We start from the raw sequence: 15072 nt of genomic DNA on the forward strand, positions 1-15072 counted from the left end.
GCGCAGGCCCGCTCCTACGTCAACGTCACCGTCGACACCGAGAACGTCAAGGGCACCGTCACCCTCTGGGGACAGCCCTTCAGCATCGGCTGACCACCGACTCCGAGGCGGGCGAGGCCGCGGCGGCACCGGACTCCTGGCGGCCGCCGCCGAGCCCGCCGCTGTCGTCGGCATGGACCTGGGCGTTGAAGTGCGCGCCGATCATTCCCCGCTCCGCGTGCTGGGCCGCGCGCAGGGACGGCGAACGGCGGGCATAGCGGTCCAGCACCGCTCGCAGCTCGGGCTGCTCGGCGGTCAGCTCGTTCCATGCGGTGTTCGGCGGGGCGCCGTCCTCGATCGCCTGATCGAGTTTCGCCGCGAGGTGGGTGGTCCATCGATGCTCGAGCGCGAGCAGGACACCGTCGGGTCCGCCGAACAGCTTCTGTATGTCGGGCAGGTCGACGAACAGCCCGGGATCGCCCGGGTCGACCCGAGCCCGCTCCAAGACCAGCTGAAGCACGGCACCGCGTGCGTGAAAGTCATTCCAGGACACTGAACTCACCTCCGTATCTGTCGGTACCGCTGACGCTACGGAGTCCTCGAACCCGGATCGACATGCCAGGGTCGCGACTTCGTCTCCTACCGTGGGTGGAGACCGTGACCGCTCGTGGCACGATGCCGACGGCCGGATCAGCCCTTAGGCTGGCGGGGTGAAGGTGGTATCGGAGTACGTACACCGCCGCATAGCGGTGCTGCCCTATGACTACCCGCCCGCGATCCCGATCGCGAGCGATATCTGCCTGATCGCCGCCGCCACCGTCGCGGTCGCGCAGCGCGGAGCCCTCATCCCTCCCGGATGGGCGCTGCTCGGCGGGCTGATCGCGATGAGTGCCTGCCTGTGGCTCACGCTCGGCCTGCCGCTGCCCCACCCCCGGCTGGTGCCCGTCACCCTCATGGCCACCACCTTTGTCGGAACTGCACTGCTGCTGCTGGATCCGGTGCCCAACGACATCGCGCCGTTCATTCTCATCGTCGGAGTCGCCCAGGTCGCGGCGACCACCGGACCGAGGGTCAGCGTCACGTTTGCCGTCGCGGCGGTCGCGATGATCGCGGCCGCGGCCACCCTCGGCGATCTCGAAGGGATCCCGCCCTACGTCACCGGCGTGGTGCTCGGGTGGATGGTGGGTTTCGTACTCCAGACCCAGTTGCGCCTGCTGCAACGGGAGCGCGAAGCCGTGGCCCGCCGCGCCGAGCAGGCCGCGAGCGACGAACGGCGGCGCATCGCCCGCGAGGTTCACGACGTCATCGCGCATTCGTTGAGCATCACGCTGCTGCACCTGACCGGTGCCCGCCGAGCGCTCCAGGAGGATCGCGATGTCGACGAGGCGATCGAGGCCCTCACCGACGCTGAGCGCCTGGGGCGGCAGGCGATGGCCGACATCCGGCAAACCGTCGGCCTGCTCGACGCCGGACCGTCCAGGGTCGCACCAGAGCCGGACATCGCCGACATCCCGGAACTCGTTGCAGACTTCGTCCGCGCGGGCGTGCACGTCAAGTACGACCTGACCGGCAGTCCGGAGGCCGTGTCCGCGGCGACCGGTCTCGGCCTGTATCGGATCACCCAGGAATCGCTGGCCAACGTCGTCAAGCATGCGCCGGGCGAGACCGCGAAGGTCCGGCTCCGCGTGGCGGACGATGCGGTCGTCGTGTCGATCGTCAACGGCACCCACCGCGCGCCACGATCCGAGCCCGGCGCAGGCTCCGGCCTGAGGGGGATGCGACAGCGCGCCGAACTCCTGGGCGGCTCGTTGGTCGCGGGCCCGGACGCGAACGGGTGGTCGGTGCGCGCCGAGTTCCCGCTCGGGACCGAGATCCGCAACTGCATGCTCTCGCGCGGCATCCCCGGGCTCTCGTGACCGCGACGGACGTCAAGGTGCTCCTGGTCGACGACCAGGAATTGGTTCGCTCGGGACTGCGACGGATCCTGCGGCGCAAAGACGGCTTCATCATCGCGGGCGAGTGCGCCGATGGCGCCGAGGTACCCGCCGCGGTGGCGCTCCACTCTCCCGACGTCGTGGTGATGGATCTGCGGATGAAGCGGGTCGACGGCATCGAGGCGACGAGGCAGCTGCAATCGAACGATCGACCGCCGCCCGTGCTGGTGCTGACCACCTTCGACGACGATCATCTGCTCTCCGGCGCATTGCGCGCGGGTGCCGCCGGCTTCATCCTCAAGGATTCGCCCGCCGAGGAACTCATTCGCGCCATTCGGACCATCGCCGAGGGCGGTGCCTGCCTCGACCCGGCGGTCACCGAGCGGGTCCTCGCCACCTACCGCACGTCCGCGCCGGTTCCCGGCAACAGCACCTCGACCCTCGACGATCTGACCGCACGCGAACTCGACGTGCTGACGTTGATCGGGCGCGGACACACCAACACGGAGATCGGTCGGGAGCTAGGGATTTCCGGGGTCACCGTGAAGAGTCACGTCGGTCACATCTTCCTCAAGCTCGGGCTTCGGGACCGGGCCGCGGCGATCGTGTACGCCTTCGACAACGGGATCGTCAGCCCGGGCAGCCGGTGACCCTGCGAACCAACGAAAAAACTCCGACCTCGAGTTGAACTCGAAGCCGGAGTTTCAGTAACCACTCATGGTGGCCAGGGCCGGGATCGAACCGGCGACCTTCCGCTTTTCAGGCGGACGCTCGTACCAACTGAGCTACCTGGCCGGGCGGCACCCGAACCGAATGCCTATCGCGCTGTGCCTAACCAACGGCACTTTGCGACCCTGACGGGACTCGAACCCGCGACCTCCGCCGTGACAGGGCGGCGCGCTAACCAACTGCGCCACAGGGCCTTGCAGAGTGTTGGTGTCAACAACACTCGATCTTACCGGTCGAACTGTACCCCCTACGGGATTCGAACCCGCGCTACCGCCTTGAAAGGGCGGCGTCCTAGGCCGCTAAACGAAGGGGGCCCCGCCGGATCTCTCCGGCAATTCCCTCAACGGCTTTCCGTTGGGAGCTGGGATAGCTTAAGACACTGATTCGGGAAAACTCAAATCGAATGGTCAGAGCCGGTTTCTGGCCCATTTTCGGGGGTTTCGGCACCGGTGTCGGCGCGCAGGTCCAGCCAACCGGTGCGATGCCAGCCCTCGAGCCACTCCTGCGACGCCATCGCCTCGAGCACGACCGCGAGCGCCTCCTCGAACCGTTCGGGCAGCGGCGTGCTGTCGGCGGTGAGGTCGAGCATGTAGCGCTGGCCGGCCAGCGCCGCGCCGAGGACGCGGGTGAACGTGCCGGGGTCGGCCCCCGGCCGGAGATGACCCTCGGTCTGTGCGCGCAGCACGAGTTCGTGCGCCGTCTGCCCCCACACCTGCGAACCACCGGACCGCACCTCGGCGTAGAACTCGGGCTCGACGATCAGCCGGAACTCCGCCTGGACGATGACGTCGTTGGCGAACCGCTCCGCCAGCTCCACGATGATCGAGTGCAGCACCTGGAACGGGTCGGCGTCGACGGCCTTCCAACGATCGTTGGTCTGCGTGTAGTGATCGAGCGCCGAGGCGAGGACGGCCCGGGCCAGCTCTTCCTTCGACTCGAAGTGGAAGTACATCGCGCCCTTGGTGGCGTGCGACCCCTCCAGGATCGTGTTCACCGACGCGGCGGCGTAGCCGCGGCGGGCGAACTCCACCGCAGCGGCTTCGACGATCGCCGCGCGCGTCCTACGTGCGCGTTCCTGTTGACGTGCCATGTGAGCCAGTCGCCTCCGAAAACCGTGCAGCTCTATCCCGTGCCCCGACAGGCCACCAGACGACCTCGTTGTCACCTTAGCCCTAATTTGGACCATTTCGGGGGAACCTCATGCGGATTCCACCTACCTGCGGGTAAGGTATCCAGACCGCAGAACACACCGAGTGGTACGATTCAGCCGGCTCGGGTGCGGCGCAGGGGGTGCGCACCCGAGCCGTTTGCGTTCGCGACACCGTGCGGCGGCGCCCCCGTTCACAGCCAGTCTCGGCGCTTGAAACTCAGCCACAACCCGAAGGCGAGCCCGACCAACAACACCGTGCTCAGCCAGAACCCCTCCGTCTGACCGAAACCTGGAAACGGGATGTTCTGCCCGAAATAGCCCGTCACCCCGGTGGGAATGGCGATGATCGCGGCCCATGCGGTGAGCTTCTTCATGATCTCGTTCAACGAATTACCTTGCATCGCAAGGTGGGTCGCGAGAATCGACTCGATGGTGTCGCGCAGCCCGTCGATTCGTTCGGTGGCGCGCAGGGCATGGTCGTAGATGTCCTGGTAGTAGGGCGTCATCTCCGCGTCGAGCACGTGCGCGCCCTGCCGGAGCAGCGCACTGAAGGCCTCGTTCATCGGGAGCACCGACCGGGACAACTGCACCACCGCCTTGCGGAGCGTGAAGCTCTGCAACTGGACCGCGTTCCTCGACCGTCCCGCGCTCTGCGCGCCGTCCGAGATCAGCAACTCGTCCTCGAGCCCCTGGATCTCCTCGTCCAGGGCATCGAGTGCGACGAAATACCCGTCCACGATCTCGTCGAGAACCGTGTGCAGCAGGAAGCCGACACCGAAGCCCGCGAGGTCAGAGTTGTCGTCCCAGTCCTCGAGGATCGGATCGATCGCGAAACGGTCATCGGACCGGATGGTGATCAGCGCACGGTCGAGGATGAAGATCGAGATGTCGGTGGAACTGAGCCGACCGCCCTTCGCCTCGAAACGCACAGCGCGCGTATGCAACAGACTGTGATCGCGGAACCTGACGAGCCGGGGACGCTGATGTCCGGTGATCGCCCCCTCGACGGCCAACGGATGCAAGGCCACCTCGCCGCCGATCAGCGGGGACAGCGCGACGATATCGCCGACCGACGGGGCGAGCAGGTCGACCCAGATCAGCGCGTCCTCGTCCGACCGGTACGAGGCGATCTCGTCGAGTGGAAGATCCGAACCGACCAGCACCGCCTTCCGGTAGAGCCGGTTACGGACTTCGCACGACACCTGAACCGTGCCGATTCGCGGCTTCTCCATCAGCCCTCCCATGGCCTCCCCGCCATCATCGCGCACCCGGCCGGGAACGCGTGCCGACGCGGCCCTGATCGGCGCGGTCACCGTTGCCGGGGTCCTGTCCTCGCCGACGCGGCGAAGCCACTAGACTCCTGCACCGCGCCCCTATAGCTCAGTTGGTAGAGCTACGGACTTTTAATCCGCAGGTCGTAGGTTCGAGCCCTACTGGGGGCACCATCGGTCCCGCCAGGCGATCGCCTGGCGGGACCGTTTCGTCTCCGGCCCCGGCCGCGTTGCGGCCACCTCCGTCGACACGCCCAGGCCGCGTCAATGGCCTTCCGCGCCGGATTGGAGCATGCTCTCCCAATGGAACACATGGTCGACCCCCCGGTCCCGCTCTTCAGCCACCCCGACAACACCAGCCTCACCGCCTCGGTCTCGACGCCGAGTTCTGCGCCCGCACCGCAGCCCCTGTTCAGCAGCCCGTCGAGCGGAAATGCCGGCCTGGACTGAGTTCCTCCCGAATCCGATTCGTGGCTCGACACCCACCCACCGCGGGTCCAGAATGGGGACACCGGAAGCGAGTGACGTCACGCTCCGATCCCCGAAGTCCGGTGAGCGTGGCGGCGCACCATCAGGGAGGCTGCCATGAGCGATTCCGAACACGTCCGCGAGGTACGCCGCGACATGGTCGTCGTCGCGACCGGAATCGCCCTCGTGCTGCTGAGCATGTGGGTGCCGGATCGGGGTTACCGGCAGATCACCGGCGCCATCCTCATCCTCGGCCTGCTCGCCTACTCCGTCGGCCTGTGGGCCATGTCCACCGAATCGCGGTCGAGCCATTGGGGTCTCATCGCACTCGGGCTCTTCCTGCTCGCCACACCGCTTGCGATGGACTTCCCCAACGGCACGACCGCGGCGGCGATCGTGTCCGTTGCCGCTGGGGCGATCGTCACGGCCGCGGGCGCGCTCGGCCTGGCGGCGAAACAGCAGACCAGCCCGCCCCTCACGCGGGCGCGTCAGCGCGTCTGACCTCGGGCGCCCGCAGCATCAACAGCGAGAGCCAGATGGCGGCCAGCAGCAGCGCACCGACATAGGCCACGGTCGCCGTCCATCCGCCCCACCCGAAGGCGAGGCCGGCACCTGCGGCGGCCAGGCTCGAGCCGAGGTAGTAGGCGCACAGGTACAGCGATGACGCCTCCGCACGGTGCTCGGTGGCGAGTGCACCCACCCAGCCACTCGCCACCGAGTGCGCCGCGAAGAACCCTCCGGTGAACAGCAGCATGCCGACCAACACCAGCGCGAGAACGTCCGGCAGCGTCACCACCAGGCCGACCGCGCTCACACATACCGCTGCCAGGAGCACCCATCGCCTGCCGACCAGGTCGCCCAGCCGACCGGCCACCGCGGCCGTGACCGTCCCCGAGAGGTAGAGCAGGAAGACCGCGCCGACCGCGGCCTCCGTCAGATCGAACGGCGGGGCCAGCAGCCGAAAACCGAGGAAATTGTAGGCGGAGACGAAACCGCCCATCAGGATGAAACCGAGCGCGAACAGCACCCTGAGATCCCGGTTACGAAGGTGCAGAAAGAGATTGGCCGTGACGGTCCCCCAGCTCACCCGCTTCGGCCGAAAGAAACGCGACCCCGGCAATGTCTTGGCCATCACCACCGCCAGCAGCACCGCCGCCACCGCGGATGCCTCCATCGCCCATCGCCACGTGCTCATGTCGAGCACCGTGGACGGGATCAGCCTGCCCAGGAGTCCGCCGATCGTGGTTCCGGCGACGTACCGGCCCATCGCGGCACCCAGATCCCTGCCGTGCACCTCTTCCGCGAGATACGCCATCGCAACGGCCGGGATCCCAGCCAGGGCCAGCCCCTGGACCACGCGCCCGACGAGTAGCCATTCGATCGTCGGGCTGAGGGGCAGCACCAATCCCACCGCGCAGGACAGCACGGCCGACCACACCATCACCCTGGTGCGTCCGAACCGCTCGGAGAGCACGCTCGCCGGGATGACGGCCAGCGCGAGCATGCCGGTGGTCACCGAGACCGCGAGCGCGGCCGTGCCGGGCGGCACCCCGAAATCCTGTGCCAGCGCGGGCAGCAGCGCCTGCGTCGAGTACATCGAGACGAAGGTGGTCAGTCCGGCCGCGAACAGGGCGAGCGTGATCCGGGTATAGCCGGGCGTTCCGCGCCGGTGCGGTGCGTCCTGCCGCGTGAGTGTCGTCGTCATAGTCATCGAATGGCCTCCGAAGTCCATCCTGACCGACCTGCACTTATCGACATAATGAGAGTTTTCGGTGTTCTATATGCAGAGAAGACATATGTAGTCGCCAACGGATCGGGACCGACATGCTCTCCACCGACCTGAAATGGTTCGTGGTCCTCGCCGAGGAGGGCCAGGTGACCTCCGCGGCCGACCTATTGCGACTGTCCCAACCGACATTGTCGCGACGGTTGGCCCGGCTCGAGCGACAGCTCGGCGTCGAGCTGTTCGACCGCCACGGACGCCGCCTCCGCCTCAACCAGCACGGCCGGTTGATGTTCGAGCACGCCTCGCGCGCGCTGACCGAACTCACGAACGCCGAGGAGCGGATCACCACGATGATCAGTCCCACGGCAGGCACCGTGCGACTCGACTTCCTGCATTCGTTCGGCACCTGGCTGGTCCCCGACCTGATCCGGGGCTTCCGCGCCGAGGCGCCGCAGATCCGGTTCGCGCTGCACCAGGACGCCGCCGGGCTCCTCGGCGAACGGGTCCGGTCCGGTCACGCCGACCTGGCCGTGGTCTCGCCCCGACCGGACGCGACCGACCTGCAGTGGCTGCTGCTGAGCCGTCAGCCCCTCGCGCTCGCGGTTCCCGCCGGGCATCGCCTGGCCGGCCGGGCGGCCATCGACCTCGGCGACGCCGCGGACGAGCCCTTCATCGCCATGCATCCCGATTTCGGCATGCGACGGCTGCTCGACGAGGCCGCGGAGGGGGCCGGGTTCACGCCCGAGATCGTCTTCGAGAGCAGTGAACTCGCCACGGCGACGGGACTGGTGTCCGCCGGGCTCGGGGTGGCGCTGGTCCCGGTCGCGCGGGCGGCCCGCTGGCCCGACGGGATCGTGATCATCCCCATCCGCGGCGCGCGTGCGGCGCGCGAGATCGGGATGATCTGGGCACCGGACCGCCACATGACCCCACCGGTCCGGCGCTTCCGCGACTTCGTGGCCCGCCGGACCTGAGTCGGGGGGTCAGCCCTGCTCGTCCGGGCCCGGCACGGCTTCCGCGTCCGCCGCGACCGCCTCTCGGCGCACCCTTTCCTCCTCGCGCATCCTGGCGAGCTCGGCGCCTCGGCGTCGATAGGACACGCTGCGCGCGACGAACACCGCGAAAGCCAGTACCCCGATGATCGCGCCGACCAGCGACGCGCCCCGGAATCCGGGCGCATCCACGTCGAGGATCCGCTCCCCCGCATGCGCGGCGGTGTTCCCCCCGAACACCACTGTCAGCGTCAGCAAATTCGGTAGCGCCGCAACGATTCCCAGGGTCACCGCCACCACCTGCACCACGCGACTGTGCTTTCGGCCGCGGACCCGCCAGGCCAGGAAGAACAGCAACAGCGGCACCACCGTGCACAGCACGCCGTACATCAGCCCCCAGGCGATGCCCCTCGTGAAGCTGCCCGACGACAACGCCCCGGCCTGCTGCGCCCACCATCTCGGCAGGAAGGCGGCCAGGATGAAGTACGTGACCACCAGGACGACAGCGAGAACCAGCCCGGCGATCACCTTCCTGGCCCAGCCGGGCAGACCTTGTTTCCCTGCGGGCACCGCACCGGTGGTCGCGTTCTCCTCGCTCATCTCGCACCGTCCTCCTCGAGCACCCGGCGCGCGAGCGTCTTCGGCGCCACCAAGATGAAGCTGGTCCGGACCCACTCGCGCAGTTGCGCCCAGCGCTCCCCGTCCGCATCGGTTTCGACGTCGAGCGCCACCCACCCGTGCCTGCCCAGGCCGTAACCGGACGGACTCGCCCCGGGTTCGGTGGCGACCACCGCGGCGGCCTCGTCCTTCGTCAGCTTGAACGAGAGATGCTCGGCCGTGTTGTCACTGAACACGAAGTTCTTGCCCCGCACCCGGAAGGTGGGGTGGTCGCCCCACGCGGCCACATCGACCCGCTCGGCTTCCGGGAGATCGGCGATGATCTCCTCGAGACGTCGCATGTTGTCGCCCATGGCGTGAATCCTGCTCGCATCGCTCGGGTTCCGCCAGCGGCGGACCGCACGTGTTGTTACCGTGGGTGTAGCACGCGTGACACCCGATCCGATGCGAGGGAGAGCGCCATGCGAACCTGGGTCCACTTCGTCCTGCTGCTGTGCGGGATCGCGGTCGGCATCGGCGCCTTCCTGCCGATCATGCAGGACGTCACGCCCACCGATGTCGGGATCGACGATCTCCGAAACGGTTTCCCTGCCGGCTGGGCACTCGAGCAACTCGGCGATCAGTCGGTGGCGTTCTACAAGTCGATGGCGATGCTGCTGGTGATCTCGGCGGCACTCATCCTGCTCAGCGCGCTCGTCGGCTCGAGGGCGCTCGGCTGGGTCGGCATCGTCGTCGGCGTGATCACCTTGGCCGCGTTCTTCTTTCGGGTCAATGAACGCTTCGGCGACGAATTCCGCGACCATGCATCGAACCTGCTGAGCAATCAGATGGGGCTCAATCTCGTTGCCGGCGGGCTCGTCGTGGCGCTGTTCGCATGCCTCGTGCCGCGCGAAAAGGCCTCCGCGACCGGCTGAATCGACGCGCCGGTCCGCGCGGCGATCCTCCCAACCTGCCGAAACGGTCACTAGTGTCGGACGCACCCGGACGCTCGAGAAAAGAGCGTCCACGAAAAGGCGGGCACCCATGGCATCACTTGACGACCTTCTGTCCCAGATCCCGATCAGCCAGATCGCTGCCAAGCTCGGGGTCGACGAGGAGACCGCGACCGCGGCCGTGAAGACGGCCATTCCGACCCTGGTCGGCGGCCTCGAGGCGAACGCCCAGGACCCGGCGGGTGCCGCATCGCTGGAAACCGCCCTCGCTCAGCACTCCGATCCGGCCCTGCTCACCGGCGGCGTCGACATCGACCAGGTCGACGAGGCCGACGGCGAGAAGATCGTCAACAACGTGTTCGGTGACAACAAGAACCAGGTGATCAGCGCGCTCGGCAACACGGGCGGCGCCGGTGACAGCAACCTCGTCGGCAAGCTGCTCCCGATCCTGGCCCCCATCGTGCTGGCGTTCATCGCCAAGCAGTTCTCCGGCGGCGGCGCGGCGGCGCCCACACAGGCCCAGTCCGGCGGCGGCATCGGTGACCTGCTCGGCGGCCTGCTCGGCGGCGGCGGACAGTCGGCGGGCGGCCTCGGAAACGTCCTCGGCAGCCTCCTCGGCGGCGCGGCGGGTGGCGGCGCGGCCGGCGGCCTCGGCGACCTGCTCGGCGGCCTGCTCGGCGGCGGGCGCAAGTAGTCCGCACGCACGAATCCCTCCAGAACTGGCGGCGTCCCGAATCGGGGACGCCGCCAGTTCCGTGCGCGGAGAAAGTACGCGCGACATCCCTTCCGAGCAGGGCTGTAACGGAAAGCTGGAGGGGGCCGATGACCCGGACGGGGTGTCCCATACCCGGTGGTAATTCCCAGGCTGTGAGCATTTCAAACGATTCACAACGTGGTTACGGTCCCGTAGGCTACGTTGAGCCGATTTCAGACAACACTTGGAGGGCATGCGTATGGCCAGGGATCTGACCCAACTCGAACTGCTTCAGGAGCTGGCGCAGGTTGCTGAGGAGAACGTGAATCGCCACATCTCCATGGCCAAGGAATGGCACCCCCACGATTACGTCCCGTGGGACGAGGGCCGCAACTTCGCCGCCATGGGTGGCGACGACTGGGACATCGAGCAGTCTCAGCTCGACGAGGTCGCGCGCGCGGCCATGATCACCAACCTGCTCACCGAGGACAACCTGCCGTCCTACCACCGTGAGATCGCCGAGAACTTCTCGATGGACCACGCCTGGGGCACCTGGGTCGGTCGCTGGACCGCCGAGGAGAACCGGCACGGCATCGTGATGCGCGATTACCTCGTCGTGACCCGCGCCGTCGACCCTGTCGAGCTCGAGCGCTTCCGCATGGAGCACATGACCAACGGCTACTCCTCGCTGCCCGACGGCGGCGCCGCCGGGCTGCTGCACTCCGTCGCTTACGTGACCTTCCAGGAACTCGCGACCCGCGTCTCGCACCGCAACACCGGCAAGGCCTGCAACGAGCCCGTCGCCGACAAGATGCTGCAGCGCATCGCCGCGGACGAGAACCTGCACATGATCTTCTACCGCAACATCTGCAGCGCGGCCCTTGACCTGGCGCCCGATCAGGCGCTGCGATCGATCAACACGATCGTCCAGAACTTCCAGATGCCAGGGGCGGGCATGCCCAACTTCCGCCGCAACGGCGTCCTGATGGCCAAGCACGGGATCTACGACCTCCGCCAGCACCTCGAGGAGGTGGTGATGCCGGTGCTCCGCAAGTGGAACATCTTCGACCGCACCGACTTCACCGCCGAGGGCGAGCAGACCCGCGAGGACCTCGCCAAGTTCCTCGAGAACCTCGACGCACAGGCCACCAAGTTCGAGGAGCAGCGCGACCGCATGCTGGCCCGCGAGGCCGCCAAGCGCGAGCAGCAGGCTTCCTGAGCGGAGCCCGCGCAGCGAACACCGGCGCTGACAGCGCCAGCTATTCTGTGCCCGGTACCGAAACAGGTACCGGGCACAGCCCTTTCTATCGAGGTATCGAATGTCATCACCCGCCGGCCAGCACCTCCGAATCGGCTCATTGGAGCTGCGCAGCCCCGTCGTGCTCGCCCCGATGGCCGGCATCACGAACGTGGCGTTCCGCACCCTGTGCCGTGAGCTGGAGCTCGCCCGCTCGGGCAGCACCTCCGGGCTGTACGTCTGCGAGATGGTGACCGCGCGGGCGCTGGTCGAGCGCCAGCCCGCGACCCTGCACATGACCACCTTCGGGCCCACCGAGACGCCACGGTCGCTGCAGCTGTACACCGTGGACCCGGCGACCACCTACGCCGCCGCGAAGATGATCGTCGACGAGAACATGGCCGACCACATCGACATGAACTTCGGCTGCCCGGTTCCCAAGGTGACCAGCAAGGGCGGCGGCGCGGCGCTGCCGTACAAGCGCACCCTGTTCGGTCAGATCGTCGCGGCCGCGGTCCGCGCGACCGAGGGCACCGACATCCCGGTCACCGTGAAGTTCCGGGTCGGCATCGACGACGAGCACCACACCCACCTGGATGCCGGGCGCATCGCCGCCGGCGAGGGCGCGGCCGCGGTGGCCCTGCACGCGCGCACCGCCGCCCAGCGGTATTCGGGCACCGCGGACTGGAACGAGATCGCCCGGCTCAAGGAGCACGTCACAGACGTCCCGGTCCTCGGCAACGGCGACATCTTCGCCGCAGAGGACGCGGTCCGGATGATGGCGGAGACCGGCTGCGACGGCGTCGTCGTCGGCCGCGGCTGCCTCGGCAGGCCGTGGCTGTTCGCCGAGCTGAGCGCCGCACTCGCGGGCACCCCCGAGCCGACCCCGCCCAACCTCGGCGAGGTCGCGTCCATCATCCGACGGCATGCCGAACTCCTGGCGGACCACCACGGCGAGGACAAGGGCCTGCGCGAGCTGCGCAAGCACGTCGCCTGGTATCTCCGCGGCTTCCCCGCCGGATCGGAGATGCGGGTGGCGATGGCCATGGTGTCCACCCTCACCGAGCTCGACGACCTCCTCGCCCAGCTCGACCCGACGGTGCCCTTCCCCAAGGACGCCGAGGGTCCGCGCGGCCGCCAGGGGTCGCCCGGCAAGGTCTCCCTGCCCGAGGGTTGGCTCGACGATCCGGAGGACTGCCTGGTCCCGGCGGGCGCCGACCTGATGCACTCGGGCGGCTGACCAGTGACCTCTGGTCGCTCTCGAGCCTGAGTGGAACCAGCGGTCCCGATAAGTATCATGTTGTGACCGTCCGGTGCGGCGGTGGATGCAAACGTGAGAGGCAGGGTTCAAGTAGGTGAGCGACGATCAGACTCCGGGCCAAGTGCCTGAAGGTCGCGCTCCCTGGGAACGACCGCTCTCGCACGTGAGCAGGCCCCAGTACCGTCCCGAATCACAGCAGCCTCCCGGACCTCCCGGCCCTCCCGACCAGCAGCGGACCGACAGCGGCCGGATCGGTCGCAGGCACGCCGAACCCGGCGAGCACACCGAGCGGATCTCCGTCTCCGACCTGGTGAACCGCGACAGCCCGCCGCCGGCTGACAGCGGCCGGATGAAGACTCCCGCGGTGTCGCCGCTGCCACCCGCCCGTCCGCGGCAGGATCCGGTGCCCGACCCGCCGCCCGCGCCGACCACCGGCTGGCTGCGCCGGGCGGAGCCCGAACACGTCGGTCCCGCCGCGGGTGACCCTGTCCGCGTCGGCGCGCCCGGCGAAACCCGGCTCGCCGCGAGCAAGAGCCGCAAGCAGAAGCGGTGGCGGGTGCTCGGCCGCAGCGCGGTCGCGGTGGCCGCGGCGGCCTCCGTGGGGATCACCGGTGTCGCGTGGGGCTACCTGCGCAACACCGACAACGGTTTCAGCCAGGTGGCCGCGCTCGACCTCGACAGCACCGACGTCGTCGACCCGGGTGGGCAGACCGGCGACGAGACCTACCTGATCGTCGGCACCGACACCAGGGCGGGCGCGAACGGCGGCGTGGGCGCCGGTTCGGTCGAAGACGCCGAGGGTGCCCGCGCGGACACCGTGATCCTGGTCAACATCCCGGCGGACCGCAGCCGGGTCGTCGCGGTGTCGTTCCCCCGCGACCTGGACATCGCTCGGCCCAGTTGCGCGGACTGGAACAGCGACACGGGCCAGTATTCGACCGAGATGAATCCCGCGGCGGACAACGACAAGCTCAACTCGGCCTACGCGTTCGGCGGGCCGAAGTGCCTGGTCAAGGTGATCCAGAAGATGTCAGGCCTCAAGATCGGCCACTTCGTGGCCATGGACTTCTCCGGATTCGAGTCGATGGTCAACCAGGTCGGCGGGGTGGAGGTCTGCACGACCACACCCCTGGTCGACGGGGAACTCGGAACGGTTCTGCCGAATGCGGGCAAGCAGACGATCGACGGCGCCACCGCGCTGAATTACGTGCGGGCGCGCAAGGTCGAGGCCGAGGGCAACGGGGACTACGGCCGGATCAAGCGCCAGCAGATGTTCCTCTCCTCACTGCTGCGCGGGGCGCTGTCGAACAAGGTGCTGTTCGACCCGGGCAAGCTCAACGGCTTCATCAACGCCTTCACCCGCGACACCTTCGTCCAGAACATCGACACCAAGTCGCTCGTGATGCTGGGCAGGTCGCTGCAAAACGTGGATGCGGGCGCTGTCACGTTCCTCACTGTCCCCACCGCGGGCACCAACGAGCTGGGCAACGAGATCCCCCGCCAGGACGACATCGACGCGATCTTCCAGGCGATCATCGACGACGAGCCCCTACCGGGCGAGGAGCGCAAGGACCCGGCTCCCTCCTCCGCGCACGCGGCCCCGAAGCCCGCCGCACCCGCGCCGCCCGCGCTCGAGGCGGTCAGCCCGATGGACGTTTCGCTGCAGGTGTCCAACGGGTCCGGTGTCACCGGGCTCGCCGCCACCGCCTCCGACGATCTCGGCGCGTACGGATTCCAGATCTACAGCGTCGGGAACTACAGCGGCACCAGCACGAACACGCTGGTCCGCTACTCGCCCGGGCTCGAGGCGGAGGCCGCTACGGTGGCGTCCTCGCTGCCCGGCGCGGTGCTACAAGAGTCCTCCGATCTCGGCGGCATCGTCGAGGTGGTGCTCGGGTCGAGCTTCTCCGGGAAGGTGGCCCCGCCGAAGTCCGTCGGCGCCGCCCTGACCCCGACCATGGCCCCGAAGAACTCCTCCGCGAGCGGCGCCGCGGCCGACGCCCTGCCCGCTGATCTGGCGTTCACCAATGCGGCAGACGATTCCTGCGCCTGACCGGCTTTTACCGCCCTGACGTGCACCG

Annotated in this window: 17 protein-coding genes and 4 tRNA genes; 12 read left to right on the top strand and 9 right to left on the bottom strand. The window is 68.3% G+C overall.

From position 1 onward, the window contains the following. Positions 1-93: MspA family porin (locus tag ABIC28_RS18365; protein ID WP_354579191.1), on the top strand; the 93-nt coding region annotated here is incomplete at its 5' end. On the opposite strand, the gene ABIC28_RS18370 is transcribed toward ABIC28_RS18365, so the two are convergent. After that, positions 80-499: a hypothetical protein gene (locus tag ABIC28_RS18370; protein ID WP_179800559.1), complete on the bottom strand. Its 420-nt coding sequence runs from the start codon at positions 497-499 to the stop codon at positions 80-82. The genes ABIC28_RS18365 and ABIC28_RS18370 overlap by 14 nt on opposite strands. A 190-nt stretch (positions 500-689) precedes the next feature. Between ABIC28_RS18370 and ABIC28_RS18375 the strand changes: the two genes are divergently transcribed. Together ABIC28_RS18375 and ABIC28_RS18380 are read left to right on the top strand one after the other, a co-directional pair. Continuing rightward, the gene (locus ABIC28_RS18375; protein WP_257017487.1) at positions 690-1895 is read left to right on the top strand and encodes a sensor histidine kinase; all 1206 of its coding nucleotides are present in this window, start codon (positions 690-692) and stop codon (positions 1893-1895) included. A 17-nt stretch (positions 1896-1912) separates the two neighbouring features. Then, a complete protein-coding gene (locus ABIC28_RS18380) occupies positions 1913-2563 on the top strand; it encodes a response regulator transcription factor (RefSeq protein ID WP_354580430.1) in 651 nt (216 codons plus the stop codon). Between the two features lie 68 nt (positions 2564-2631). Here ABIC28_RS18380 and ABIC28_RS18385 read toward each other — a convergent pair. From ABIC28_RS18385 to ABIC28_RS18405, 5 genes are all read right to left on the bottom strand, one after another. Further along, a tRNA-Phe gene (locus tag ABIC28_RS18385) sits at positions 2632-2708 on the bottom strand. A gap of 54 nt (positions 2709-2762) precedes the next feature. Further along, a tRNA-Asp gene (locus ABIC28_RS18390) sits at positions 2763-2836 on the bottom strand. A gap of 47 nt (positions 2837-2883) precedes the next feature. Beyond that, a tRNA-Glu gene (locus ABIC28_RS18395) sits at positions 2884-2956 on the bottom strand. An 80-nt stretch (positions 2957-3036) separates the two neighbouring features. Further along, positions 3037-3732, bottom strand: a complete 696-nt coding sequence (locus ABIC28_RS18400; RefSeq protein ID WP_354580200.1) for a ScbR family autoregulator-binding transcription factor — start codon at positions 3730-3732, stop codon at positions 3037-3039. Between the two features lie 251 nt (positions 3733-3983). Beyond that, positions 3984-5105, bottom strand: coding sequence for a magnesium transporter CorA family protein (locus ABIC28_RS18405; protein ID WP_354580202.1), 1122 nt, complete (start codon positions 5103-5105; stop codon positions 3984-3986). Positions 5106-5161: 56 nt separating this feature from the next. On the opposite strand from ABIC28_RS18405, the gene ABIC28_RS18410 reads away from it, so the two are divergent. The 3 genes from ABIC28_RS18410 to ABIC28_RS18420 all read left to right on the top strand — a co-directional run bounded on the left by ABIC28_RS18410 (position 5162) and on the right by ABIC28_RS18420 (position 6032). Further along, positions 5162-5237 (top strand) — tRNA-Lys (locus ABIC28_RS18410). A 129-nt stretch (positions 5238-5366) separates the two neighbouring features. Beyond that, positions 5367-5513: a hypothetical protein gene (locus tag ABIC28_RS18415; RefSeq protein WP_269589027.1), complete on the top strand. Its 147-nt coding sequence runs from the start codon at positions 5367-5369 to the stop codon at positions 5511-5513. 135 nt (positions 5514-5648) lie between these two features. Further along, positions 5649-6032, top strand: coding sequence for an SPW repeat domain-containing protein (locus ABIC28_RS18420; RefSeq protein WP_097211983.1), 384 nt, complete (start codon positions 5649-5651; stop codon positions 6030-6032). On the opposite strand, the gene ABIC28_RS18425 is transcribed toward ABIC28_RS18420, so the two are convergent. Beyond that, positions 6007-7242, bottom strand: a complete 1236-nt coding sequence (locus ABIC28_RS18425; RefSeq protein ID WP_354580205.1) for an MFS transporter — start codon at positions 7240-7242, stop codon at positions 6007-6009. The genes ABIC28_RS18420 and ABIC28_RS18425 overlap by 26 nt on opposite strands. 113 nt (positions 7243-7355) lie before the next feature. Here ABIC28_RS18425 and ABIC28_RS18430 point away from each other — a divergent pair, with 113 nt between their 5' ends. Further along, entirely contained in the window at positions 7356-8231 is an 876-nt protein-coding gene (locus ABIC28_RS18430) for a LysR family transcriptional regulator (protein ID WP_354580207.1), read from the top strand. Between the two features lie 9 nt (positions 8232-8240). Here the strand turns inward: ABIC28_RS18430 and ABIC28_RS18435 are convergent, their stop codons facing one another. Together ABIC28_RS18435 and ABIC28_RS18440 are read right to left on the bottom strand one after the other, a co-directional pair. Continuing rightward, complete coding sequence (locus ABIC28_RS18435; RefSeq protein ID WP_097211981.1) at positions 8241-8849, bottom strand: hypothetical protein; 609 nt, start codon at positions 8847-8849, stop codon at positions 8241-8243. Further along, the gene (locus ABIC28_RS18440; protein WP_097211980.1) at positions 8846-9220 is read right to left on the bottom strand and encodes an MmcQ/YjbR family DNA-binding protein; all 375 of its coding nucleotides are present in this window, start codon (positions 9218-9220) and stop codon (positions 8846-8848) included. Before ABIC28_RS18440 ends, ABIC28_RS18435 begins: the two co-directional genes overlap by 4 nt. 108 nt (positions 9221-9328) lie before the next feature. Between ABIC28_RS18440 and ABIC28_RS18445 the strand changes: the two genes are divergently transcribed. From ABIC28_RS18445 to ABIC28_RS18465, 5 genes are all read left to right on the top strand, one after another. Further along, complete coding sequence (locus tag ABIC28_RS18445; protein WP_097211979.1) at positions 9329-9781, top strand: hypothetical protein; 453 nt, start codon at positions 9329-9331, stop codon at positions 9779-9781. Between the two features lie 109 nt (positions 9782-9890). Beyond that, entirely contained in the window at positions 9891-10493 is a 603-nt protein-coding gene (locus tag ABIC28_RS18450) for a DUF937 domain-containing protein (protein WP_097211978.1), read from the top strand. A gap of 259 nt (positions 10494-10752) precedes the next feature. Further along, entirely contained in the window at positions 10753-11712 is a 960-nt protein-coding gene (locus ABIC28_RS18455) for an acyl-ACP desaturase (protein WP_097211977.1), read from the top strand. A gap of 100 nt (positions 11713-11812) precedes the next feature. Further along, a complete protein-coding gene (gene dusB, locus ABIC28_RS18460) occupies positions 11813-12970 on the top strand; it encodes a tRNA dihydrouridine synthase DusB (RefSeq protein ID WP_077042797.1) in 1158 nt (385 codons plus the stop codon). Between the two features lie 115 nt (positions 12971-13085). Further along, positions 13086-15044, top strand: coding sequence for an LCP family protein (locus ABIC28_RS18465; RefSeq protein WP_502945046.1), 1959 nt, complete (start codon positions 13086-13088; stop codon positions 15042-15044). Positions 15045-15072 lie beyond the last annotated feature (28 nt).

It is taken from the genome of Rhodococcus sp. PvR044, from assembly GCF_040548995.1.
Classification (GTDB): Bacteria; Actinomycetota; Actinomycetes; order Mycobacteriales; family Mycobacteriaceae; genus Rhodococcus_G; species Rhodococcus_G oryzae.